Below are 20,624 nucleotides of genomic sequence, written 5' to 3' on the forward strand. Positions count from 1 at the left end.
GATAGTTGGATAAAGATAAGGAAGAGTAGGGTGGCCGCCAGAAAATCATTATTTTTTGTAGGGCGTTCGCTGTACGGCCACAAGGTCAGAGGGACCATGATACTTTTGTTTAATTCATTTGAGTTGTGCCGCCAAAAGGGTTTGGCTTATCTCGTGGGGCGCATACTAACGGTACGTCTTATGGATAACCGTGAGAAAGATCTCACAAAGCTCTAAATTATCCAACTTGTTAAACATATTAATAGAATTTTTAACTATAGATCACATTTATTAGGTGATACGTCCTAGTAAATAATCCGGAGAGATTCAGCGTTATGGATCAAATGTCAGGTGCAGAGTGTCCTCTACATACGTTAGACCGCACAGAGCAACCTCAACCAACGCCACTAGAACCGATGACGTTTCCTCTGCATGGTGCGAGGTTAATCGAGGCATCAGCAGGTACAGGTAAAACCTTCACTATTGCAGGTTTATATCTGCGCCTTTTGCTTGGTCATGGTAGTGCGGAAACTCGACATCGCGTACCGCTTACGGTCGACCAAATTCTGGTCGTAACCTTTACCGAAGCGGCAACTGCGGAATTGCGCGATCGTATCAGGGCAAGAATACACGATGCGCGAATCGCGTTTGCGCGTGGACAGAGTTCCGATCCGGTGATCCAACCTTTGCTTAATGAGTTTGACGATCACAAGCAAGCCGCAGAAATTTTATTGCAGGCAGAACGTCAGATGGACGAGGCGGCGGTCTACACCATTCACGGTTTTTGCCAACGCATGCTAACGCAAAATGCGTTTGAATCTGGCAGTCGATTTAATAACGAGTTTGTGACCGATGAAAGCCACCTAAAAGCGCAAGTTGTAGCCGATTACTGGCGTCGCAATTTCTACCCGTTGCCATTTACCTTGGCTGGGGAAATTCGCCAGCTATGGAGCTCTCCATCTGCGTTGTTGTCTGACATCAGCAATTACTTAACCGGCGCGCCGTTAAGCCTTTCTGTTCCTGCAATGAAAGGCAGTTTGGCTGATCTTCATACTGAAAATTTGAAAAAAATTGATGAGTTAAAAGCACAGTGGCGAGAAAGCCAAGATGACTTCTTAACGCTGATTTCAGATTCAGATATTAACAAACGCAGCTACACCAAAAAGTCTCTGCCGACGTGGTTGGAGGCGGTGAATGCTTGGGCGGCAACGGAAACCACTGGTTACGATTATCCAGACAAGTTGGAGAAATTCGCGCAAAACGTCTTGTTGGAAAAAACACCGAAAGGCAGTGCGCCGCAGCATGCGGTATTTGAAGCCATTGAAACATTTCTTGCCAACCCAATCAGCTTAAAAGCGCCACTGCTTGCTCATGCGATTGAACATTGTCGTGTGATGCTGGCTAACGCGAAAAATCAAAAACAGTGGCTCTCTTTCGATGATTTGCTGACGCAACTTTCTGCTTCTATCGATACGGATGAAAGCGAGATTTTAGCTGCGCGTATTCGTACTTTGTATCCTGTCGCAATGATTGACGAGTTCCAAGATACCGACCCGCTTCAATACAGTATTTTCAGCCGTATTTATCTGAATAATCCGGAATGTGGTTTGTTTATGATCGGTGACCCGAAGCAGGCGATTTATGGCTTTCGTGGCGCAGACATTTTCACTTATATCAAAGCACGTAACCAAGTAAGTGCCCACTACACGTTAGGAACCAACTGGCGTTCTAGTGCCGATATGGTGCAGGCGGTAAACCAAGTGTTTGCCTTGCCTGATAGTCCATTTATCTATGACTCGGACATCCCGTTCTTACCCGTAAAGTACAGTCCCAATGCCGAAAAACGCATTTGGACTATGGGTGGCCAAAAGCAACCCGCGCTGACTTATTGGTTGCAAGAAGCGGACGATAAACCGCTACCCAAAGGCGAGTATTTGACTCGAATGGCGGAGGCGACCGCAAGCCAAATCCAAACCATTTTGACGCAGGCTCTACAGGGGCAAGCGTGTCTGGTGAATGGCGAAAAACAGAAAGCGGTTCAAGCGGGCGATATTGCGGTGTTGGTTCGAACAGGTAGCGAAGGTCGAATGATCAAACAAGCGCTAGCAGACCAAGGTATTGCCAGCGTGTACCTGTCTAACCGAGACAGTGTGTTTACCAGTTCAGTGGCGCAGGATTTACAGCGTCTGCTGCAAGCGGTGCTGACTCCAGAAAATGACCGTGCGCTGCGTGCAAGTCTTGCTTCTGAGCTGTTTGCCCTCGACGCAGCAAGTTTGGATGCACTTAATAACGATGAAATTGTGTGGGAAAACGCCGTAAACGAATTCAAAGAATATCGCAAACTTTGGGTTCAACGTGGTGTGCTGCCGATGTTGCGCGCGGTGATCAGTAAACGCCATATTGCTGAGCGATTACTAGAAGAAGGCGCGAGTTCACAGGGTGAAAATGGTGAGCGAGTGCTTACCGATTTAATGCACATCGGTGAACTGCTGCAACAAGCCAGTAATGAACTGGATAGCGACCACGGTCTGCTGCGTTGGCTCGCTCAGTCTATCAGTGATGCGGAAAACGGTTTGGGTGGCAGTGATGACCAAATCCAACGTTTAGAATCGGAACGTAACTTAGTGCAGATCGTAACTATTCACAAATCAAAAGGCTTGGAGTATGACCTCGTATTTCTGCCGTTTGTGTTCAACTATCGAGAAGCCAGTGAAGCCAAATATTACGATGCAGCCAATGACCGCACGGTACTGGATATCACCGGCAACGATGCGTCTATGAAGCAAGCGGATAAAGAGCGTTTGGCGGAAGACTTACGCTTGATATACGTGGCACTAACGCGTGCTGTGTATGCGTGTTTTATTGGAGCCTCGCCTTTGCGTAATGGTCGTTCGACCAAAGAGCCAACTGGCGTACACCGCAGTGCGATTGGCTATTTGATTCAGAATGGTCAAGAAGGTGGCATTAACGATTTGCACCAAGGTTTAACAAAGCAACAAGACGAGCTTGATTGTGTCGTTGTGGCCGATCCGCCGCAGAAACTCGAAGAGAAGTACATAGCGCCACAAGAAGAAATACACGATCTTAGCGCGAAAGAGCTGCAAAATCCTATCGACAGAAACTGGCGCATCACCAGTTATTCTGGTTTGGTCAAACAGGGCTCTCATCACGCTGAGCATGATGCCACGATTGAGATTACGGGTTTTGATATCGACTCATCTGAAGAGCAAGACGAAGCGGATTTGGTGGAGCCAGAGCGTTCTATTTTTACCTTCCCTCGTGGTGCGCGTCCGGGTACGTTCCTGCACAGCCTGTTTGAGGAAATTGAATTTACTCAGCCAGCCACGACGGAAGAGAATACACAAATCATCCTTGGCTTGATGGAAAGCGAACAGCTCGATGAAGAGTGGTTGCCCATTTTACAGCAATTGATTGATACCGTACTCGCTACGCCCTTGGATGGTAAATCTTTGCTGCTGAATCAAAAAGCACCGTCGCAACGTTTGGTGGAGATGGAATTTTTGTTGCCGATTGAAGTTTTGTCTGCACCGGCGTTAAACCGAGTCATTCAACGTCACGATCCGTTGTCGGCGAAAGCGGGGGATTTAGGTTTCCAAACCGTGCAAGGCATGCTCAAAGGTTTTATCGACTTGGTGTTTGAACATCAAGGTAAATACTACGTGCTTGACTGGAAATCGAATCATCTTGGCGACGATGTGATGCACTACCATGGTGAAGCTCTGAAATCGGCGATGGCAGATCACCGCTACGATTTGCAGTATCAGATTTATGCGTTAGCACTGCATCGTTTCCTACGCAGCCGATTGGCGAATTATCAATATGATCATCACTTCGGTGGCGTGTATTACTTGTTCTTGCGCGGCATGGATGGGCAGAGTGACCACGGCATTTTTGCCGCGAAACCAACCTTAGAGTTCTTACAAGAGATGGATCGTTTGATTGATGGTCAAGCACTTGAAACACGCTCAACTCAAGCCGGGCAGATGGAGCTACTTTAATGACGACAAATCACAATCTTCATTCTGACCAAGATAGCCTATTGGTAGTGCTAGAACGCTTGGCGCACAAAGGTGCTATTCGTCAGCTCGACTATCAATTTGCCTGTTTTATTGATTCTCAAACGCATGATGAACAGTCGGATAGCCAAGCACTGGCGTTTATCGCTGGTGTTGTCAGTAGTGAGCTTGGCAAAGGACATATCTGTCTGTCTCTGTTCGATGCACAAGGGCAATCTACGGATTTAGCCAGTAAGCTAGGGCTGTTTGGTGAGTCGGCATTGGCGCTCAACACACAGTTGCAAGGCATAGACTGGATTGAAGTATTAAAAAATTCCACCGTGGTTGGCGCGCAAGGAGAAGCCTTGCCGCTGATGTTCGATGGTGAGCGTCTGTATCTGCACCGCTATTGGCATTATGAAATGACACTGGCGGAAAAGCTCAATCAGTTGGGCGCTGTAGTGAACTTGCAGTCGCAAGAGTTAGCGCGATTATCGGACTTGCTCAACCATCTGTTTGCACGCCAATACCATTTTCTGTTTAACGCGTTAGGCAAAGCAGTAGAAGCGGGAAGCAGCAACCAAGTGTTGCGTCAGCAATTGGTGTGTGACCACCTTGATGTGGTCGCAAGCGAATCGTTGGATTGGCACGCCATTGATTCCGTGCTTAGCAATGCGCGCAAGGTTCAAGATTTGCAAATACTGGATGAACTCGTACCACTCTCGGCTTGCGTGAACTGGCAAAAAGTCGCGGCGGCAGTTGCGTTAACCCGTCGATTTGCTGTGATTTCTGGTGGTCCAGGCACGGGTAAAACGACGACAGTAACCAAATTGCTTGCCGCTTTGATTGAACAGGCGACGCACGAGAAAAACCCAACCATCAAGCTGGTGGCCCCGACGGGGAAAGCGGCGGCGCGATTAACCGAGTCCATTGGTAAAGCGGTGCAAGAGCTGCCAGTTTCTCCGGAGCTAAAAGCCAAAATTCCGACTGAATCAAGCACCTTACATCGGTTGCTGGGCGCGATTCCTAATAGCGCAGAATTCCGTCACAACAAGCAAAATCCACTTCATTTGGATATTTTAGTTATCGACGAAGCGTCGATGGTCGATTTGCCAATGATGTACAAAGTGGTCGATGCCTTACCGAAACATGCGCGGCTGATTTTGCTAGGTGATAAAGACCAACTTGCTTCAGTTGAAGCTGGGGCTGTGTTGGGTGATATCTGTTCGTTCCATGCATTGGGCTATGGCAAAGAGCAGGCATCAGCCATCGCAAAACTGACGGGTTTCGATACTTTAGCCCATACGGGTAACAGTGCATCTAGCATTGCCGATAGTTTATGTATGCTGCAAAAGAGCTACCGATTTGATGCTCGCTCAGGCATTGGTCAGTTGGCAAAAGCGGTTAACTCAGGTTCTGCTGCGAGCGTAGATAATGTCTGGGCGAAAGATTTTTCTGACATCGAACATTTCGCGCTAAGTAGCCAACATTACAACCAAATGATGCAGACGTTGGTGCAGGAATACGGTCGTTACCTCAAACGCATTGGACAACAGGAAACCGATCCTAAAACCGGAGAGCCAGAGTCGCTAACGCACAAAGCCAAAGCGGTGTTAGATACCTTCAACCAATGCCGACTGCTGTGCGCGATCCGTGAAGGTGACTTTGGTGTTGCTGGGCTAAACCAGCGCATCGAGAAAGCGCTCGCGGCGCGCAAGTTAATTCAGGTTCAGGATGAAATTTGGTATCACGGCAGACCTGTCATGGTTACGCGTAATGATCATGGTCTAGGTTTGTATAACGGTGATATCGGTATTTGCATGCTCGATGACAGTGAAGATGAACCGCGTTTGAAAGTCTTTTTCGAGTTACCTGACGGCAGTGTGAAATCGGTCTTGCCAAGCCGAGTGCCTGAACATGAAACGGCTTACGCCATGACCATCCATAAATCGCAAGGCAGTGAATTTGATTACACCCTGATGATTTTGCCACCAGACTTTAGCCCGATATTAACTCGTGAGTTGATTTACACAGGCATTACCCGCGCGAAAAAGCGTTTAGCTCTTTACGCCGAACTCAACGTTCTGAAGCGAGGTATTAAGGTGAAAACGACTCGCGCGAGTGGGTTAGTACAGCGGCTTACTAACTGATTATGGACTTAGTTTACAGTCAGTTTTACCTTTGTTACATGTCAAACTTGGTGATGAGTTGTGTTTTAACAATTATCTTTCTGAAAGAAAAGTCATTTCAATTGATGTTTTTGAATCTGAAACGTTAACATTATGCGCAATTGTGAGCATAAGGATTTGAATGGAATGAATACAACTTATTTTAACAGCGTTAATAGGTATAGCTACATATATAGTGTTAAGCCTGGTGATACTCTTACGAGAATTATATGGAAGTTTTATCATTTTAAGTTTGGAACAGATGGCTATAATTTTGCTGTTGCTCAAATAAAAAAAGACAACCCAAAAATTTCAGACCCTAATTCGATTAAATCTGGTCAATCTATTTACTTGAGAAAGTTGAACGTTTCAAACACCAAGCAATCTGAGTTTTCTTCTAAAATTGCCATTTCAGATCATGATCAAGCGCAATTTGAATCAACGATGAAATCTATGTCGCAAAACGAAAAGGAAGCATTTTGGGCTCTTTCTTGGCTTGATGACAATTGGGGGCCTGCGAGCGCAGGTATCGGTGCTACTTTTGCGTCCATGGGGGCTTTATTAGGAGATAGTGAAAAAGGAAATGTCGCAGAGCTAAAAAAGCTTGATGGTTTATATAGAGATTATAAATCAGGAAAGTTTTCGAAAGGGCAGTATGATTACCGCAGGAAAAAACTATTAGAGAATGTAGCAAAAAACCTTGGACCAACTGAGAAGCTTCTCTTTAATGGTAAGAAAGCTCGAGAGGCTATGAGGATATCTCGAAACGGCGGGGTTATGACTACCGCGGCGCTTCAGAAGAATACTGATAGGTTAGCAAAGTTATCAAAAGTAGCAGCTAAAGGTGGCACTGTATTGACTGCAGTTAATATTGGTATTGCCTGCGATCAGATAGCTAGAGCAGACTCTAAGGCAAAGAAAAACGAAATATTGGTGGAAACTGCAGCAAGTACAGTTGTAGGTACTATGTCTGGTATTGCAATATCATTATTTGTTGTTGCTACACCCGTTGGTTGGGTGGGAGCTCTGGTATTGGGAGTTGCTTCATCTGTCGGAAGTTATTATTCAGGAAAACAAGCTGCAGCGGTATATAAAGAGCACTATTCTCACTTAGACGTAGTTAAATCGACAGGTGTAGGTAATATATGCAGTTATTAGATTGGTCCTTTCTAACCTTCTTTATCGCCGGAGGAGTCGCGTTTTTATGGTTCGTTATTATCGGAGCAATTTTTATATTTTTTATACCGCCAAAGGTGAAGCGGTTTGCTTTTAATCCGAAACATTATTCAGAAGTAGAGTTAGCCTTAGTCTCGGGTTTTCACTTTGGTGCTTTAGTACATGGTGTAGGCTTAGTTGCGGCGGTCGCTTTACCAACTTTAGCGAGGAGAAGGGGCTTTGCTGATATTCATCAAGTTTGCTCCGGTCTATTCATCGGAATTTGCCGTATTTATATAAGCGTTTTATTGCTTCTAGCTATGATCACTTTAGGCTCAATGGTGGTTTGGATGTCTATTACTTGAGAGCTGGAATAGAAGGTCGGTGAAGTTTGCAGTTATTAGAAGTTTCTTTTATTACATTTTTTGTTGCAGGTGCTTTGTTAGTTTTTTGGTACCTGATAGTAGGTATTTTGCTTATTGTTATCACGCCGCAAAAAGTAAAGCGCTATGCGTACACTAGTGAGCATTATACAGATATTGAGCTTGCTTTAGTTTCTGGATGTCACTTTGGGGCCTTAATACATGGATTAGCCCTTGTTGCCGCAGTTGCATTTCCTAAGTTGGCCAAAAAAAGAAAGCTAACAGATATTCGTAGAGTTTGCCCAAAGTGGTTCATAAGTATTGGGGTAGTGTACTGGACTATTTTAATCTTTATTGTAGTCACTATTTTTGCATCTTTGTTGGCTATGATTTTGTTTTGAATTGATTACGTACGTAAAAGAAGACCGAGCTTATGGCTCGGTCTTCTTTTACGCATGTTTTGCAAACGCATTGGTAAAAGACACGCTGCGTATTTTGTATTGCTGTTGATAAGCAAGAATAAAATCTCGGATAGCGTCATTTACGGGGAAAACACAGTGGACGTCTAGGCCTTCTAAAAACTGATTGTCAGCCATATCCCAGAAGCTTTGAAGCGAATTACAAATGATTGTTCTCATAACAGTGCTCGTCTCGGCTTATTTAAAGTCAGATTAACAACTGTCCTTGGTACGCAATACGGAGCTAACTAGTTTTTCAATTGCCCAGTATTTTAGGGTGAAGGCTACATTACATCACCTAGATCCATTCGTGTTGGTTAAAAACCAATCACTATCGAGCAGAGTATAGCCAACCAAATGTATATTTAAAAGATAAAATTGGAACGAAAATTAAGCAATGGTTTGCGCATTTCTAAGTTGGTGTTTACATGATGACTCGCTAGCTCGAAGCAGGATTTATGTGAGGCCTTACTCCAAAACAAACTTGATGTGCAGGATTGAGCGTCAATGAGCAGAATCCCGCACCTTGAGGTGTTGGTATAGCAGAACGTTAAATTTTGCTTCGTGATTTAAGGTTAAGCTACAAATCTAGCGCTAAGATTTTTGACTTACGCTGGAAGTTATATAGCCCTTGTTTGGCTCCGGGCAAATAGTCGACACTGACTTCGTAAAAACCTTGCTCTCTGAACCAATGCAGACTGTGTGTCGTGAGGACAAAGATTTGATCAATGGTCTCGGATTTAGAACGATGTTTCATGTAGTTGAGCAGTAACAAACCTCGGTTCCCATCACGATAGTCAGGGTGAATCGCTACGCAAGCCATCTCTGCTTTGCGCTCTTCTGGGTATGGATAAAGGGCAGCACAGCCAATAATCAAGCCGTCTTTCTCGATGATGGTAAATTTTCCAATCTCTTGCTCTAGCTGCTCTCGAGAGCGACGAACGAGTACGCCTTGTTCTTCTAGAGGACGAATGAGGTCTAAGATACCGCCAATATCATCAATATTAGCTTGCCTCACTTGTTCAGCGCTCGCCATAACAACTTGGGTTCCGATGCCGTCGAAAGAGAACAACTCCTGAATTAGGGCTCCATCTACTTTATAACTGATCAAGTGGCTACGAGGTACTCCGGCACGGCAAGCGGCAATAGACCCTTTAAGAAAGCGCAGTGTCCCAGTGTTGTAATCTAGGTCAGGAGACGTATTTTCAGAGAGCGTTTTGATGACATGCTCCGCCTCAATTGGCAGCAACTCGGCGACAGCATTACCGTTGTCATCAATGACACCTTGTTCTGAACAGAAACCAATCAGTTTGTCTGCGCCTAATTTGATCGCCAGTTGTGTCGCGACTTCTTCAGAAAGTAAGTTAAAACACTCGCCAGTCACAGAGCTCGCAATGGGGCCAAGTAGCACAATAGAGCCTTGATCAAGAGTGCGGTTGATAGCATCGGTGTCAATGCGGCGAATACGTCCACTATGGCAATAATCCACCCCGTCATCAACGCCGAGTGGCTGAGCAATGATGTAGTTTCCGCTTACGACATTGAGCTGGGTGCCTGCCATCGGAGTGTTGTTGAGGCTCATTGATAGGCGCGCAGTAATCGCAAGTTGAAGTTGTCCGGCAGCTTGCATAACAACAGATAAAGCCGATTCATCCGTAATGCGGATATTTTTGTGGTAAGGCGTAGTGAGGTCTTGTTTTTCTAGCAGCTGATTAATTTGAGGACGTGCACCATACACCACCACGACTTTGATTCCGAGGCTGTGCATGAGTGCGATATCATTAATAATATTGCCAAAATTTTTGTGTGCGACGGCTTCTCCGCCCAGCATGATCACCATGGTTTTTCCGCGGTGAGCATTGACATAAGGTGTTGATTGACGGAATCCTTTTACGAGAGCAGTACTACGAATTTTCACTACAGCCATTCCTTTGTTTAATTATGTCAAAATAATGCCTTTTTATTCACTTGGTGGCAAGGTGAAATTTTGGAATAAAGCACAAACATATTGAGGTAGGTTCTTGGTCCCGTTGAAGGGGAGAGTTACAATGAGCGCGTCTTTTCTCAATACGTGAACCTCATGTCTTCTGCTGTTAATAAGAATGCTGCGATCACTGCTTCAAATCTGTCAAAAACGTCATCTAAATCAATGCTTCGTAAGTGGCTAGAGCGTTCTCTCATGCTTATAGCGATAGTTGGAACCGTTGTCGTGTGCATGCTGTATAGTGATTTGATTACTCGAACCATTAATCCGCCCATTCCTAAATCGACAATTTATGGTCGCTGGGTTGAGCAAGATGTTGCGCCTTATGCTCGTGAAGAATTTGTGTTGAGTGAGCGCGGTGTTACCGTAAATGGTTCTACAGTGGCGACCAGTTTTGAATTCGATGGGGATTCGTTTTCGTATCGAGTGGGTTCAAATGAGCGGCACTTCAATTTTGTGGGTAAGCAGCATGCAGAAATGAAGCTGGATGCCAATGCGCATTATCTACCTGTATTCCGTCTAGAGGGGCGTGCAAGGATTGCGGTAAGATAGTCGTTTTTATCATTGTCTGTTAAGCAGAGATCTCTTGCGTCTGTGAGTCACATGGATGATCACAATTTCATCTCTCAATCAGTAAATCTTACTTTCAAACATAATCCGGACAATTCCGTAATTCTTCCGCTGCTATCATGTTGCATTAACTGAATGAATTCACAACGAGTAAACGGATTGGCTTAGCGTTGAAACATTTTGTCGTTGCTTTTCAATTGCACCGTATGCATTTGTTTGCCATCCTTTTGCTATTCTCTTTTACGGAAAAGACACGTGTTAAAAAAACTCCTTCCTATTATCTCTTTGAGCCTACTCTTTGGCTGTGCTCAACAAAATGATCGTGCTCAGCAATATCTTGATGGTGAGTTTCCTCAGATCCTCAATCAAGTGGATGTGGTTGAGTCTAACAAACCACGCGATTTTACTGAATTTAACAAGCAAGCAGAGCAAGTGGTGATAAAGTCACCATCCATGGCGAAGATGTACCAACCGCTATATCAACGATTAAGTGAGTGGGCGCAACAGAGCGGAGATACCAGTGCGTTGAGTGCGTTTGGCATTCAAGCCGCGCAATTGGGTGGTGGTGATAAAAAAGGTAATGTGCTGTTTACCGGATACTTTTCTCCCGTGATGGAACTGCGTCATACACCAAACGACATTTTTAAGTACCCAGTTTATGGCAAGCCAAAATGCTCATCAGATTGTCCGACTCGCGCGGAGATCTATAATGGAGCACTAGATGGACAAGGTTTGGTGCTAGGTTACGCGCCTAATCGTATCGACCCATTTATGATGGAAGTGCAGGGCAGTGGCTATGTGCATTTTGAAGATGATGATACGTTGGAGTACTTTGCGTACGCGGGTAAAAACAATAAAGCTTATGTCAGTATTGGCCGCATTTTGATTGAACGTGGTGAAGTGCCGCGTGAAAAAATGTCTCTCAAAGCGATTAAAGAGTGGGTGATGGACAACGATGATGCAACAGTACGCGAGTTGTTGGAGCAAAATCCTTCTTACGTTTTCTTTGCGCCAAAAGCAGAAGCGCCAGTAACAGGCTCGGCTGGTATTCCGTTGTTGCCAATGGCCGCTGTCGCGGGTGACCGTTCTATCTTACCAATGGGTACGCCAATCTTGGCGGAAGTGCCACTGTTGAATGCTGATGGTACGTGGAGTGGTGCGCATCAACTGCGAATGCTGATCGTTTTAGACACTGGTGGTGCGGTAAAACAGAACCATTTGGATCTGTATCATGGCATTGGTGCGAGAGCAGGAACGGAAGCAGGGCACTACAAGCATTTTGGTCGAGTGTGGAAACTTGGGTTAGAAAACTCACCAACTCAAGCGCCTTGGGCTTTACCGCCAGAAAAGCTACAATAGCGACCCAAGAGAGAGGAACACTCTCTTATCTAGACATTTCATCAAAGAGTGCGTATAAATCGCACTCTTTGTTTTTCTATCGATCATCTGGACTTCAATATGCGTGAACTCGATACCCCAGCATCTGACAGCTACAATCAACGCTTTGGCGGCACTCGTCGTCTTTATGGTAACAGCGAAGTGGACATTCTTCGCGCTGCACACGTTTGTGTGATTGGTATTGGTGGCGTAGGTTCATGGGCGGTGGAAGCGCTGGCTCGTACTGGGATCGGTGAGTTGACTCTGATTGATATGGACGATGTTTGTGTCACGAACATTAACCGCCAAATTCATGCGATGACGGGCACCGTTGGCCAAAGCAAAATTGAAGTGATGGCCGAGCGTGTCAAATTGATCAACCCAGAGTGCAAAGTCAATCTGATTGATGATTTCATCACGCCAGACAATCAACATGAGTACTTAAGCAAAGAGTTTGATTACGTGTTGGATGCCATTGACAGCGTAAAAGCGAAAGCGTCTTTGTTGGCGTATTGCCGCAGCAACAAGATCAAAGTGATCACCACGGGTGGTGCTGGTGGTCAGGTTGACCCAACGCAGATCATGGTCGCTGATTTAACGAAAACGATCCAAGATCCTCTAGCGAAGAAAATCAAAGACACCTTGCGTCGTCATCATAACTTCCCTAAGAATCCGGCTCGTAAGTTTGGTATTGATTGCGTGTTTTCAACCGAGCAGCTGAAGTACCCTCAAGCAGACGGTTCAGTGTGTGGTGTGAAGTCGACAGCGGAAGGTCCAAAACGTATGGATTGCGCTAGCGGTTTTGGTGCGGCGACTGTCGTAACTGCAACGTTTGGCTTTGTCGCGGTATCGCGAATCGTTGAGAAGTTGATTTCAAAATATAAGAAGTAAACTAGAAGAAGAGCGCATCATGACAGATTTTCCCGTTTCTCCATTTGGTACAGATATCACCAGCGAAGACATTGTAGCGACTATGCAGCAATTTAAAGGCTGGGAAGATCGTTACCGTCAGGTTATTCAGTGGGGTAAAAAGCTGCCACAAATGCCAGAAGAGCTGAAATCAGAACAAGTTACCGTTTCGGGTTGTGAAAGCTTGGTGTGGTTAGTGAGCCAAGAGCAAGATGGCGTTTGGCATTTTTGTGCGGACTCCGATGCGCGTATCGTCCGTGGATTGATTGCCTTGGTGATGGCGGCTTATGACGGAAAAACGGCCGATCAAATTCAAGCATTTGATATTGATGCTTATTTTGATCAACTGGGGCTTGTCTCCCATTTAAGCCCGTCACGTGGTAATGGCTTGAAAGCTATTGTAGAGCAGATTAAGCAAACCGCCGTGTAACGAGTCATTTTCCCAATTCTTAAAAAACGCCGAATAGCCTAGCTGTTTGGCGTTTTTTGTATCTGAGTTGAGATATTTTTTGTATGTGGATAAAAAGTATGCAAATGGTCGACTATTTTAGCGTTAATTAACCATTCTATTGATCCTGGTTCATTATATTGCCCACTTGGTTTTTATAAACTCAATTGTATTTAAAATTTGTCTATATTAGATAATAGACATATGCCCCATTCACTCCTATTCCCCAATGTGGAAACACACTTGGAAGCGATTGGGTTACTTAGATACAAATGCTAGGAACCTCCCTATATGCAATTCACCTTGGAACATGCGCAAGACGTATTATCCGGAATGCCAGACCCCACTTTTATTCTGAGTGAAGATGGTATCTATATTGATGTTTTTGGAGGAACAGACAAAAAAGCCTATCACGATGGAAGTAATTTGATAGGTGAGACGCTGCACAGCGTACTTGAGAAAGATAAAGCTGACTGGTTTATCGAACAGATAAATCGGTCACTGAAACAAGACAGTATTGTGACGATCGAGTACAAGATGTGCGCCGACAGCATTCAGGGAATAGATGCTAACAGTGGGCCAAGAGGCGACCTATACTACGAAGGCAAGATCTGCCCACTCGCTATAAAATACCGAGGTCGTCGCGTTGTCCTTATTCTTACACGTAACATCTCCAATCGCCACCGAGTTGAAACTCTTCTTCGCCATCAAAGCCAAATTGATGCTCTTACCAACATCTACAATCGACGTGTCTTTTTCGAAAAGCTCACAGAAGAAGTTATTAAATCCCAAGCTCCGGATTATCACTCCGCGTTGTTATTATTTGATTTGGATTTTTTTAAAGTCATCAATGATAAACGTGGTCATGATGCGGGGGATTATGTCTTAGAGACGTTAGCTGATTTGGTTTCTCACTTACTCGTCAAAGACGAAATTTTTGCAAGAGTCGGAGGGGAGGAGTTTGCGATTATTTTGCCAGAAACTTCTCTGTCGGCGGCGAAAGAGGTAGGAGAGGAAGTACGTTCCCATATTCAAAATTGTCAGTTCGAATTTGAAAAGATTGAAATTCCGGTCACGGTGAGTGTAGGCGTGGTGGAAATAGGCAGAAATGAAACCACCAAACGTTTGTATGCGCATGCAGATAAAGCGCTTTATGCTGCGAAAAGAAATGGCAGAAATTGCGTGGCGACTCTGGATAGGCAGATGGAGTAACCTTGTTGGTTACTCCAAATCAAACCGTTGGCGTTATAGCATGTCGACGGCTTTTTCTACGGCGGCGATGAGTCTATCCACATCTTCAGCCGTGTTATAAATACCAAAAGAAACGCGTACCGTGCCTTTAACGTTTAGCGCATCCATCAATGGGTGAGCGCAGTGGTGTCCTGCTCGTACCGCAATGCCTTGTTGATCGAGCAGCGTCGCAATATCTTGGTGATGAACGCCGTCCATGACGAACGTCAGTACAGAGGCATTCGGTTGATAGCCTAGAATATGGATGTCATCCAACGCGCTTAGTGCTTGGTAGGCCTTATCCTGAAGCGCATGGAGATGATCCTCTACTTCGTGATGGTCAAAACCTTGGTACCACTCAATGGCTTTCGCTAGAGCAATCGCGCCCGCAACGTTTGGTGTGCCCGCTTCAAATTTACCAGGAAGTGCAGAAAACGTCGTTTTCTCGAACGAAACGCGTTCAACCATTTTACCACCGCCGTGCCATGGTGGCATGGCTTCCAAAAGTTCAAGCTTGCCGTATAAAACGCCAATACCTGCTGGCGCATAAAGTTTGTGACCTGAGAAAACGTAAAAATCGATATCTGATACCGATAAATCAAGCTGCTCATGGACGATGCCTTGCGCGCCATCAATCACAACAACCGCGCCAACGCTGTGCGCTAGTTCAGTGATTTTTTCGATAGGTTGGCGTGTGCCCGTGACGTTGGTGATTTGCGCACAAGCAACAATTTTACAGCGGTCAGACAGAAGCGCCTCAAATGCACTGATGTCGAACTGGCAATCTGATGTCATTGGAACTTTTATGACTTTGGCGCCCGTTTGCTCTGCCACGATTTGCCAAGGCACGATGTTAGCGTGGTGCTCCATCTCGCTAATCAAGATCTCATCACCCGGTTGTAACGTGCTGCGGGCGTAAGTCTGAGCAATTAAGTTCAGTGCTTCGGTTGCGCCCCGTGTCCAAATGATCTCTTTAGAGCTGTTTGCACCAATAAAGTTTGCCACTCGTTCTCGTGCCGCTTCAAATTGGCTGGTGGCATTAGCCGTTAAACTATGACTACCACGGTGAACATTGGCATTTTGCGCACTGTAGTAATGACTGATGACATCAATCACACATTGCGGTTTTTGCGTTGTCGCTGCGCTATCTAGATACACTAAGGGCGTATCGTTGACGGATTGATTTAGAGCGGGAAATTGCTCACGTACAGCATTTACGTCAAACATTATTCTTCACCAAGCTTATGGTAATGCAGAGTAGGCAGAGGGATCATTGGTTCAGCAACTGACCATGCGTGTTTTTTACCTGAGAGTTGAATGATTACTTCCATTGCGAACTCTAAAGCAGTGCCCGGACCTTGACTGGTGATCAGGTTGTGGTTGATATCAAAGGTCACGCGTTTGCTGCGCCACTTCTCTTCCGGGATATGTGACTGAAAGCTCGGGTGACAGGTCATCAGTGATTGTGGGAAAAGATCATGGTGTTGCAATACCAACGCCGGTGCTGCGCAGATAGCAGCGACCAACTTTCCCTCGTAGATGTGCTGCTTAAGGATTTCTATCATCACCGTGCTATCACGAAAAATTTCTGCACCACCAACACCACCAGAAAGTGCTATGGCGTCAAACTCATCATCAGCGATATCGACCAGCTTACAATCGGCTGTTAATGTGACTCCGCGAGAAGCTTTCATCGTCAATGAGCCATCAAAAGCAGCACTCGCTACCGTAACGTCATAACCCGCGCGAACCATCATGTCGATAACGGTGACGGCTTCCATTTCTTCGGTGCCCGGAGCGATTGGCACTAAGATTTTCTTACTCATTGTTCTGTCCAGCTTTGTTCTATTTGTTTGATGCGTTGGTAAAGTTTTAAATTCTCAGGCGTATTGATGCGATGTTTCTCGGCAGCCTTCAACAAGTATCCGGTTATAAAATCAATTTCCGTTCGACGCTGATGGAATACGTCTTGTCTCATTGAAGAATAGTTCTCAGCTGTGGCGTTCACCACTTGCATTACCGTATCGAAAAGAGAGCGATACTCGATAGCAATACCTTCTTTACTCATTACTTCAACCAGTTCTTGAGTGATGCTTTCGAGTTGTATCTTAAACTCGGGCTGCGCAAGCTCACCATTCTTACACTGGTGAATCGCAGTCAGTGGGTTAATCGCGCAGTTAATTGCTAACTTAGTCCATAACGCAGATTGGATGTGTGGATTCCAAATGGCCTCTGGAAGGGCATGATGCATAACATCTTGCAGAAAAGCGCACTGCATTCCTTTGTCATTATAACCACCCACTTGCGTTGTTCCGTGACCGGTATGCAGTACGTGTTGGTTATCTGGTTTGTATGCACCGTGCGTCGTTGTGGCGAGCACTATCGGATTGTTTGGCAGAGCCTTCTCCACGCCAGAGGCGGTACCCATACCATTGTGCATCAGCATGATAATCGTGTCAGCGTTGATATGAGGCAGTAAAGGCTGAATGGCGTCTTCCACTTGCCAAACTTTTACCGTGATCAAAATGAGATCCGCTTGATTTACGGAGGAAATATCTTGATTACTGAATACGATTGCGGGTGTGTCATCCAACTGAAGTGATTGTTGGCTTTCAGAGCTTCTTCCCCACAATGAAACATTGTGCCCGGCAAGCTTAAATTTTGTTGCCCAGAGTGAGCCCACCGCACCTGGACCGAGGATAAGGATATTCACCAAACGCTCTCATTAAAAAGGTTTGCTGCAAGGATAATGAGGGAAAAAAGGAAAGCAAATAAAAATGGCGCCAAGAGGCGCCATTTTTGGGGAACTTATCGGTTCTATTAGAACTTGTAAGTTACAGCTACGTAGTGACCGAAGCCAGTTGTTTTACCTGCCCAACCGCCATCTTTAAGACCGTATACGTCTTTGTAACCTTTTAGGCCGTAACCTACAGCGAAGCGGTCAGAGTGCCAGTAGATACCGTTAAACATTGCACCACCGTTGGATGTCTGCAGCTGTTTGATATCATCTTTCATACCAAACTGGTAATCGATGTAACCTTGGTAAGAAATGAATGAGCCGTTCTCGAAGAAGTAGAATGGCTTAAACCAGTTTGTCGAGATTTGGAAGCCGTTCCAATCTTTCATGTTTGAGTCGTATGTACCATAAAGGTTTAGGCCAATTTTGCCGAACCAAGGAACCATTACATCAGAACCAAGACCGATTTTCTGTGTGTTTACAGTGTCGCTTTCAATACAGATAGAGCCATCATCACTACAGTTAGTAGCACCGCCGCCGCCCCATTCCATAAGAGACGCTACGTAAAGCTCTTGAACTGGGCCGAAAGACAAGTCTTTACCAGTTACAGCATCTAGAGACATACGTGGAGCGAATTTCATAAAGATCTTCTCTGCGCCAGCTTTGTCGCTACCTGGATCAGAAGTTAGGTTGAATACATCAACGTAGCCGTAAAGGTCGAAGATACCAGAGCGGCCGCCGAATTCCATTTCTAGGTAGTCGTGTGAAGACTCACCTGGAAGTTCGTCAAATGCACCCATTAGGTTAAATTGCATCCACTTGTAATCGTTTTTGTGGATATCGCCGTCAGAGTAATCTGCCGCCATAACTGGAGCTGAAGTAGCCGCTAGAAGGCTAAGAGCTAAAAGTGATTTACGCATAAGGGGACTCTCTATGTTTGTAATGATTCAGAACACGCAATCTGTGCTGCGCTTTCCAATTGGCGGGAATAATAGCGATAAAAATCCCAAATGAAAGTGATAAAGGGTGCAAAATTGAACGTTTTTGGTGAGTTGCGTCACGAAATTATCTTTATTTACGGAACTTTTTGTTTGTTGCATTTGATTGCAATAAATATGTGATTTGGATCGTTTGCGTAAGCTATTTTATGACTTTTTAAGCCAGTCGATTAACCAACATAAATCGTTAGTGATCGGAGTGATAAGGGATTCGTATGTATCGGTGAATCAAAGAGGACGTTTGAATGAAAGAAGTCATGTTATTCCCACTCACTTCAGTTGTACTCCCTGAAGGTAAAATGAATCTGCGCATTTTTGAGCCACGATATAAGCGAATGGTAAAGGAATGCAGCCTACAAAATGTGGGTTTTGGAGTTTGCCTAGTAGGTAGTGAAGGTGACCCTAAAGACGTGGGAAATGTTTCATCTATCGGAACTTTGGTCAGGATCGTTGATTTTGAAACACTCAGTGATGGTCTTCTTGGTATTACAGTCGCTGGTGAGAAACGCTTTGTTGTCAAACGAGTTCGTGCAGATGCGGACGGCTTACGCCATGCAGAGGTCGAATGGTTAGACAATTGGCAACATCCAGACAACTCACCAGATTTCTTCTATTTAAGTCAGCAGTTATCCCATGTTTATGAAGAGTTTCCTCAACTTGGAAACCTCTACCAGCATCGTTTTTACGATGACTCAGCTTGGGTGACCCAGCGCTGGCTTGAATTACTTCCTTTAGACTGCAATCTGTTCGAACAGCTCGTTGGCGCAGAGAACTGCATTCCTGCGTTGCAATTTCTGACAGAAGCCATAGAAGCCCCGACTAACAAAGAGGCAAGGATATGAAAGGATTTAGCAGAGCTGCGCTAACTATGGTGGCGGCATTAGGACTGGCGGCGTGTGGCTCCGACAGCGACACCATTGAGTATTCCAATTTGCAAGCAGTACATGCGTCTTCTGATGCGCCGCTTGCAAATGTGTGGATAAACGATAAATCATCATTGACAGGTGTTGATTATGGTATGGGTTCTGGTTACATGAAGTTACGTGAGGGTATGAACTCAATTCAAGTTGATGTTCAACTTCCAGGCGATGAAACCGCGACTGTAATACCTAAAACAGAATTAGATCTCGATTCAGACCTCAATTACAACGTGTTCGTTGTTGGTGATGCCGATGGTTCGCCAAACCCAGTAGAACCTTTAGTTGTGACTCGCAGCGCCGATTCAATGGCTGATGCCAATAGTTTAGATGTTCAAGTTGTTCATGCAGCGTCTGGCGTTCCTGCCGTTGATCTCTACGTCACCGAGCCCGGGGCTGATCTTGCTAGCGCGACACCGCTTATGAATCTTGCATACAAAGCATCTACAGACGTATTGAACATCCCCGCTGGTGAGTACCAAGTTCGACTTGCTGTTGGGGATAGCGTTGCTTTTGACTCGGGCACAGTATCTCTTGCTGCTAATTCAAACTTGACGATTGCCGCTATCAGTACCGGAGATTCAAATAGCACGTCACCGGTTAAGCTGTTGGTATTGGATGGTTCAGGATCTTCTATAATCGAGGATATGGGCAGCCAAGCTGAAGTAAGAGTTGGACATCTTGTTGATGGAGCGCCAATCGTCGATGTCAACGTTAACGGGGCGGCCTTCGGTCCTCTTGCCGACTTAGCGTTCAAAGAGATTCGTGGTTATTTGGATCTCGATGCTGGCGCTTACGATATTGACGTTTACGTGGATGGCACAACAACCAATCCTATTATCGATGTTGACGGATTAATGGTTGCGGGCGGAATGGATTACAGTGTTTACGCAGTCGGTGTTGTTAGCCCAGCGATTGATATCGAACCTCTAGTTGTTAAAGACATGAGACGTGCAGTGGCAACTAGCGCGACGCTGAATGTGACACATGCGGCGGCGAATCCCGTAGCGGAAATGGTGGATATTTATCTCACTACAAGTGCTGGAATAGATGGAAGTGATCCAACTATTGCTAATTTTGCGTACAAAGATAGCGTTCAGGGATTATATGTCGCTGAAGGTACCTATTATGTAACCGTGACAGTGGCAGGCGATCCAAGTACGGTTGCTATTGATTCAGCACCAGTCAATGTGATGAATGGTGTTGTGTATCAAGTGGTTGCCATTGATGATGGGAACAACGGTGGCTTCAACTTGTTGGTTGATGACGTTACCGATTAGGACGAATGGGAGGAGATGACTCCTCCCTAAAATTAA

The 20,624-nt window shown here is 45.3% G+C and carries 18 protein-coding genes; 12 read left to right on the top strand and 6 right to left on the bottom strand.

Going from position 1 to position 20,624, the window contains the following annotated elements:
• Positions 1–323: 323 nt before the first annotated feature.
• The 5 genes from recB (at position 324) to L3V32_RS06690 (ending at position 8,081) form a co-directional block, all read left to right on the top strand.
• Positions 324–3,998: an exodeoxyribonuclease V subunit beta gene (gene recB / locus L3V32_RS06670; RefSeq protein WP_237284223.1), complete on the top strand. Its 3,675-nt coding sequence runs from the start codon at positions 324–326 to the stop codon at positions 3,996–3,998.
• Positions 3,998–6,145, top strand: a complete 2,148-nt coding sequence (gene recD / locus L3V32_RS06675) for an exodeoxyribonuclease V subunit alpha (RefSeq protein ID WP_237284013.1) — start codon at positions 3,998–4,000, stop codon at positions 6,143–6,145. The genes recB and recD overlap by 1 nt, the downstream gene beginning before the upstream one ends.
• 165 nt (positions 6,146–6,310) lie before the next feature.
• Complete coding sequence (locus tag L3V32_RS06680) at positions 6,311–7,321, top strand: LysM domain-containing protein (protein ID WP_164666293.1); 1,011 nt, start codon at positions 6,311–6,313, stop codon at positions 7,319–7,321.
• Positions 7,309–7,683 (top strand): hypothetical protein, encoded by a 375-nt coding sequence (locus tag L3V32_RS06685; RefSeq protein ID WP_033905548.1) that lies wholly within the window; start codon positions 7,309–7,311, stop codon positions 7,681–7,683. Before L3V32_RS06680 ends, L3V32_RS06685 begins: the two co-directional genes overlap by 13 nt.
• A gap of 26 nt (positions 7,684–7,709) precedes the next feature.
• Entirely contained in the window at positions 7,710–8,081 is a 372-nt protein-coding gene (locus tag L3V32_RS06690; protein ID WP_046874995.1) for a hypothetical protein, read from the top strand.
• Positions 8,082–8,129: 48 nt separating this feature from the next.
• Here the strand turns inward: L3V32_RS06690 and L3V32_RS06695 are convergent, their stop codons facing one another.
• Entirely contained in the window at positions 8,130–8,318 is a 189-nt protein-coding gene (locus tag L3V32_RS06695) for a hypothetical protein (protein ID WP_005380230.1), read from the bottom strand.
• Between the two features lie 400 nt (positions 8,319–8,718).
• Positions 8,719–10,056 carry an amino-acid N-acetyltransferase gene (gene argA, locus L3V32_RS06700; protein ID WP_012841478.1) on the bottom strand — a complete coding sequence of 446 codons (1,338 nt, stop codon included), beginning with the start codon at positions 10,054–10,056 and terminating at the stop codon, positions 8,719–8,721.
• A gap of 162 nt (positions 10,057–10,218) precedes the next feature.
• Between argA and L3V32_RS06705 the strand changes: the two genes are divergently transcribed.
• The 5 genes from L3V32_RS06705 to L3V32_RS06725 all read left to right on the top strand — a co-directional run bounded on the left by L3V32_RS06705 (position 10,219) and on the right by L3V32_RS06725 (position 14,638).
• Positions 10,219–10,674, top strand: a complete 456-nt coding sequence (locus L3V32_RS06705) for a DUF2850 domain-containing protein (protein ID WP_005380234.1) — start codon at positions 10,219–10,221, stop codon at positions 10,672–10,674.
• 273 nt (positions 10,675–10,947) lie between these two features.
• Positions 10,948–12,051 carry a murein transglycosylase A gene (gene mltA, locus L3V32_RS06710; protein ID WP_237284014.1) on the top strand — a complete coding sequence of 368 codons (1,104 nt, stop codon included), beginning with the start codon at positions 10,948–10,950 and terminating at the stop codon, positions 12,049–12,051.
• Positions 12,052–12,150: 99 nt separating this feature from the next.
• Positions 12,151–12,960 carry a tRNA cyclic N6-threonylcarbamoyladenosine(37) synthase TcdA gene (tcdA, locus tag L3V32_RS06715; RefSeq protein WP_005380241.1) on the top strand — a complete coding sequence of 270 codons (810 nt, stop codon included), beginning with the start codon at positions 12,151–12,153 and terminating at the stop codon, positions 12,958–12,960.
• 19 nt (positions 12,961–12,979) lie between these two features.
• Positions 12,980–13,408: a cysteine desulfurase sulfur acceptor subunit CsdE gene (gene csdE / locus L3V32_RS06720; protein WP_053809816.1), complete on the top strand. Its 429-nt coding sequence runs from the start codon at positions 12,980–12,982 to the stop codon at positions 13,406–13,408.
• A 309-nt stretch (positions 13,409–13,717) separates the two neighbouring features.
• Positions 13,718–14,638, top strand: a complete 921-nt coding sequence (locus L3V32_RS06725; protein ID WP_046874992.1) for a GGDEF domain-containing protein — start codon at positions 13,718–13,720, stop codon at positions 14,636–14,638.
• A gap of 33 nt (positions 14,639–14,671) precedes the next feature.
• Here L3V32_RS06725 and csdA read toward each other — a convergent pair whose 3' ends face one another.
• From csdA to L3V32_RS06745, 4 genes are all read right to left on the bottom strand, one after another.
• Entirely contained in the window at positions 14,672–15,883 is a 1,212-nt protein-coding gene (gene csdA, locus L3V32_RS06730) for a cysteine desulfurase CsdA (protein WP_203343356.1), read from the bottom strand.
• Positions 15,883–16,482: a DJ-1 family glyoxalase III gene (locus tag L3V32_RS06735; protein WP_006742560.1), complete on the bottom strand. Its 600-nt coding sequence runs from the start codon at positions 16,480–16,482 to the stop codon at positions 15,883–15,885. Before L3V32_RS06735 ends, csdA begins: the two co-directional genes overlap by 1 nt.
• Positions 16,479–17,369 (bottom strand): 2-dehydropantoate 2-reductase, encoded by an 891-nt coding sequence (gene panE / locus L3V32_RS06740; protein WP_237284015.1) that lies wholly within the window; start codon positions 17,367–17,369, stop codon positions 16,479–16,481. The genes L3V32_RS06735 and panE overlap by 4 nt, the downstream gene beginning before the upstream one ends.
• A gap of 107 nt (positions 17,370–17,476) precedes the next feature.
• Positions 17,477–18,313 (bottom strand): outer membrane protein OmpK, encoded by an 837-nt coding sequence (locus tag L3V32_RS06745; protein ID WP_065645495.1) that lies wholly within the window; start codon positions 18,311–18,313, stop codon positions 17,477–17,479.
• 323 nt (positions 18,314–18,636) lie between these two features.
• On the opposite strand from L3V32_RS06745, the gene L3V32_RS06750 reads away from it, so the two are divergent.
• A complete protein-coding gene (locus L3V32_RS06750) occupies positions 18,637–19,233 on the top strand; it encodes an LON peptidase substrate-binding domain-containing protein (protein ID WP_005380253.1) in 597 nt (198 codons plus the stop codon).
• Positions 19,230–20,588, top strand: a complete 1,359-nt coding sequence (locus L3V32_RS06755; RefSeq protein WP_237284016.1) for a DUF4397 domain-containing protein — start codon at positions 19,230–19,232, stop codon at positions 20,586–20,588. Before L3V32_RS06750 ends, L3V32_RS06755 begins: the two co-directional genes overlap by 4 nt.
• The last annotated feature ends 36 nt before the right edge of the window (positions 20,589–20,624 follow it).

Source organism: Vibrio sp. J2-4 (genome assembly GCF_021728155.1).
In the GTDB taxonomy this organism is placed as follows: Bacteria; Pseudomonadota; Gammaproteobacteria; order Enterobacterales; family Vibrionaceae; genus Vibrio; species Vibrio diabolicus.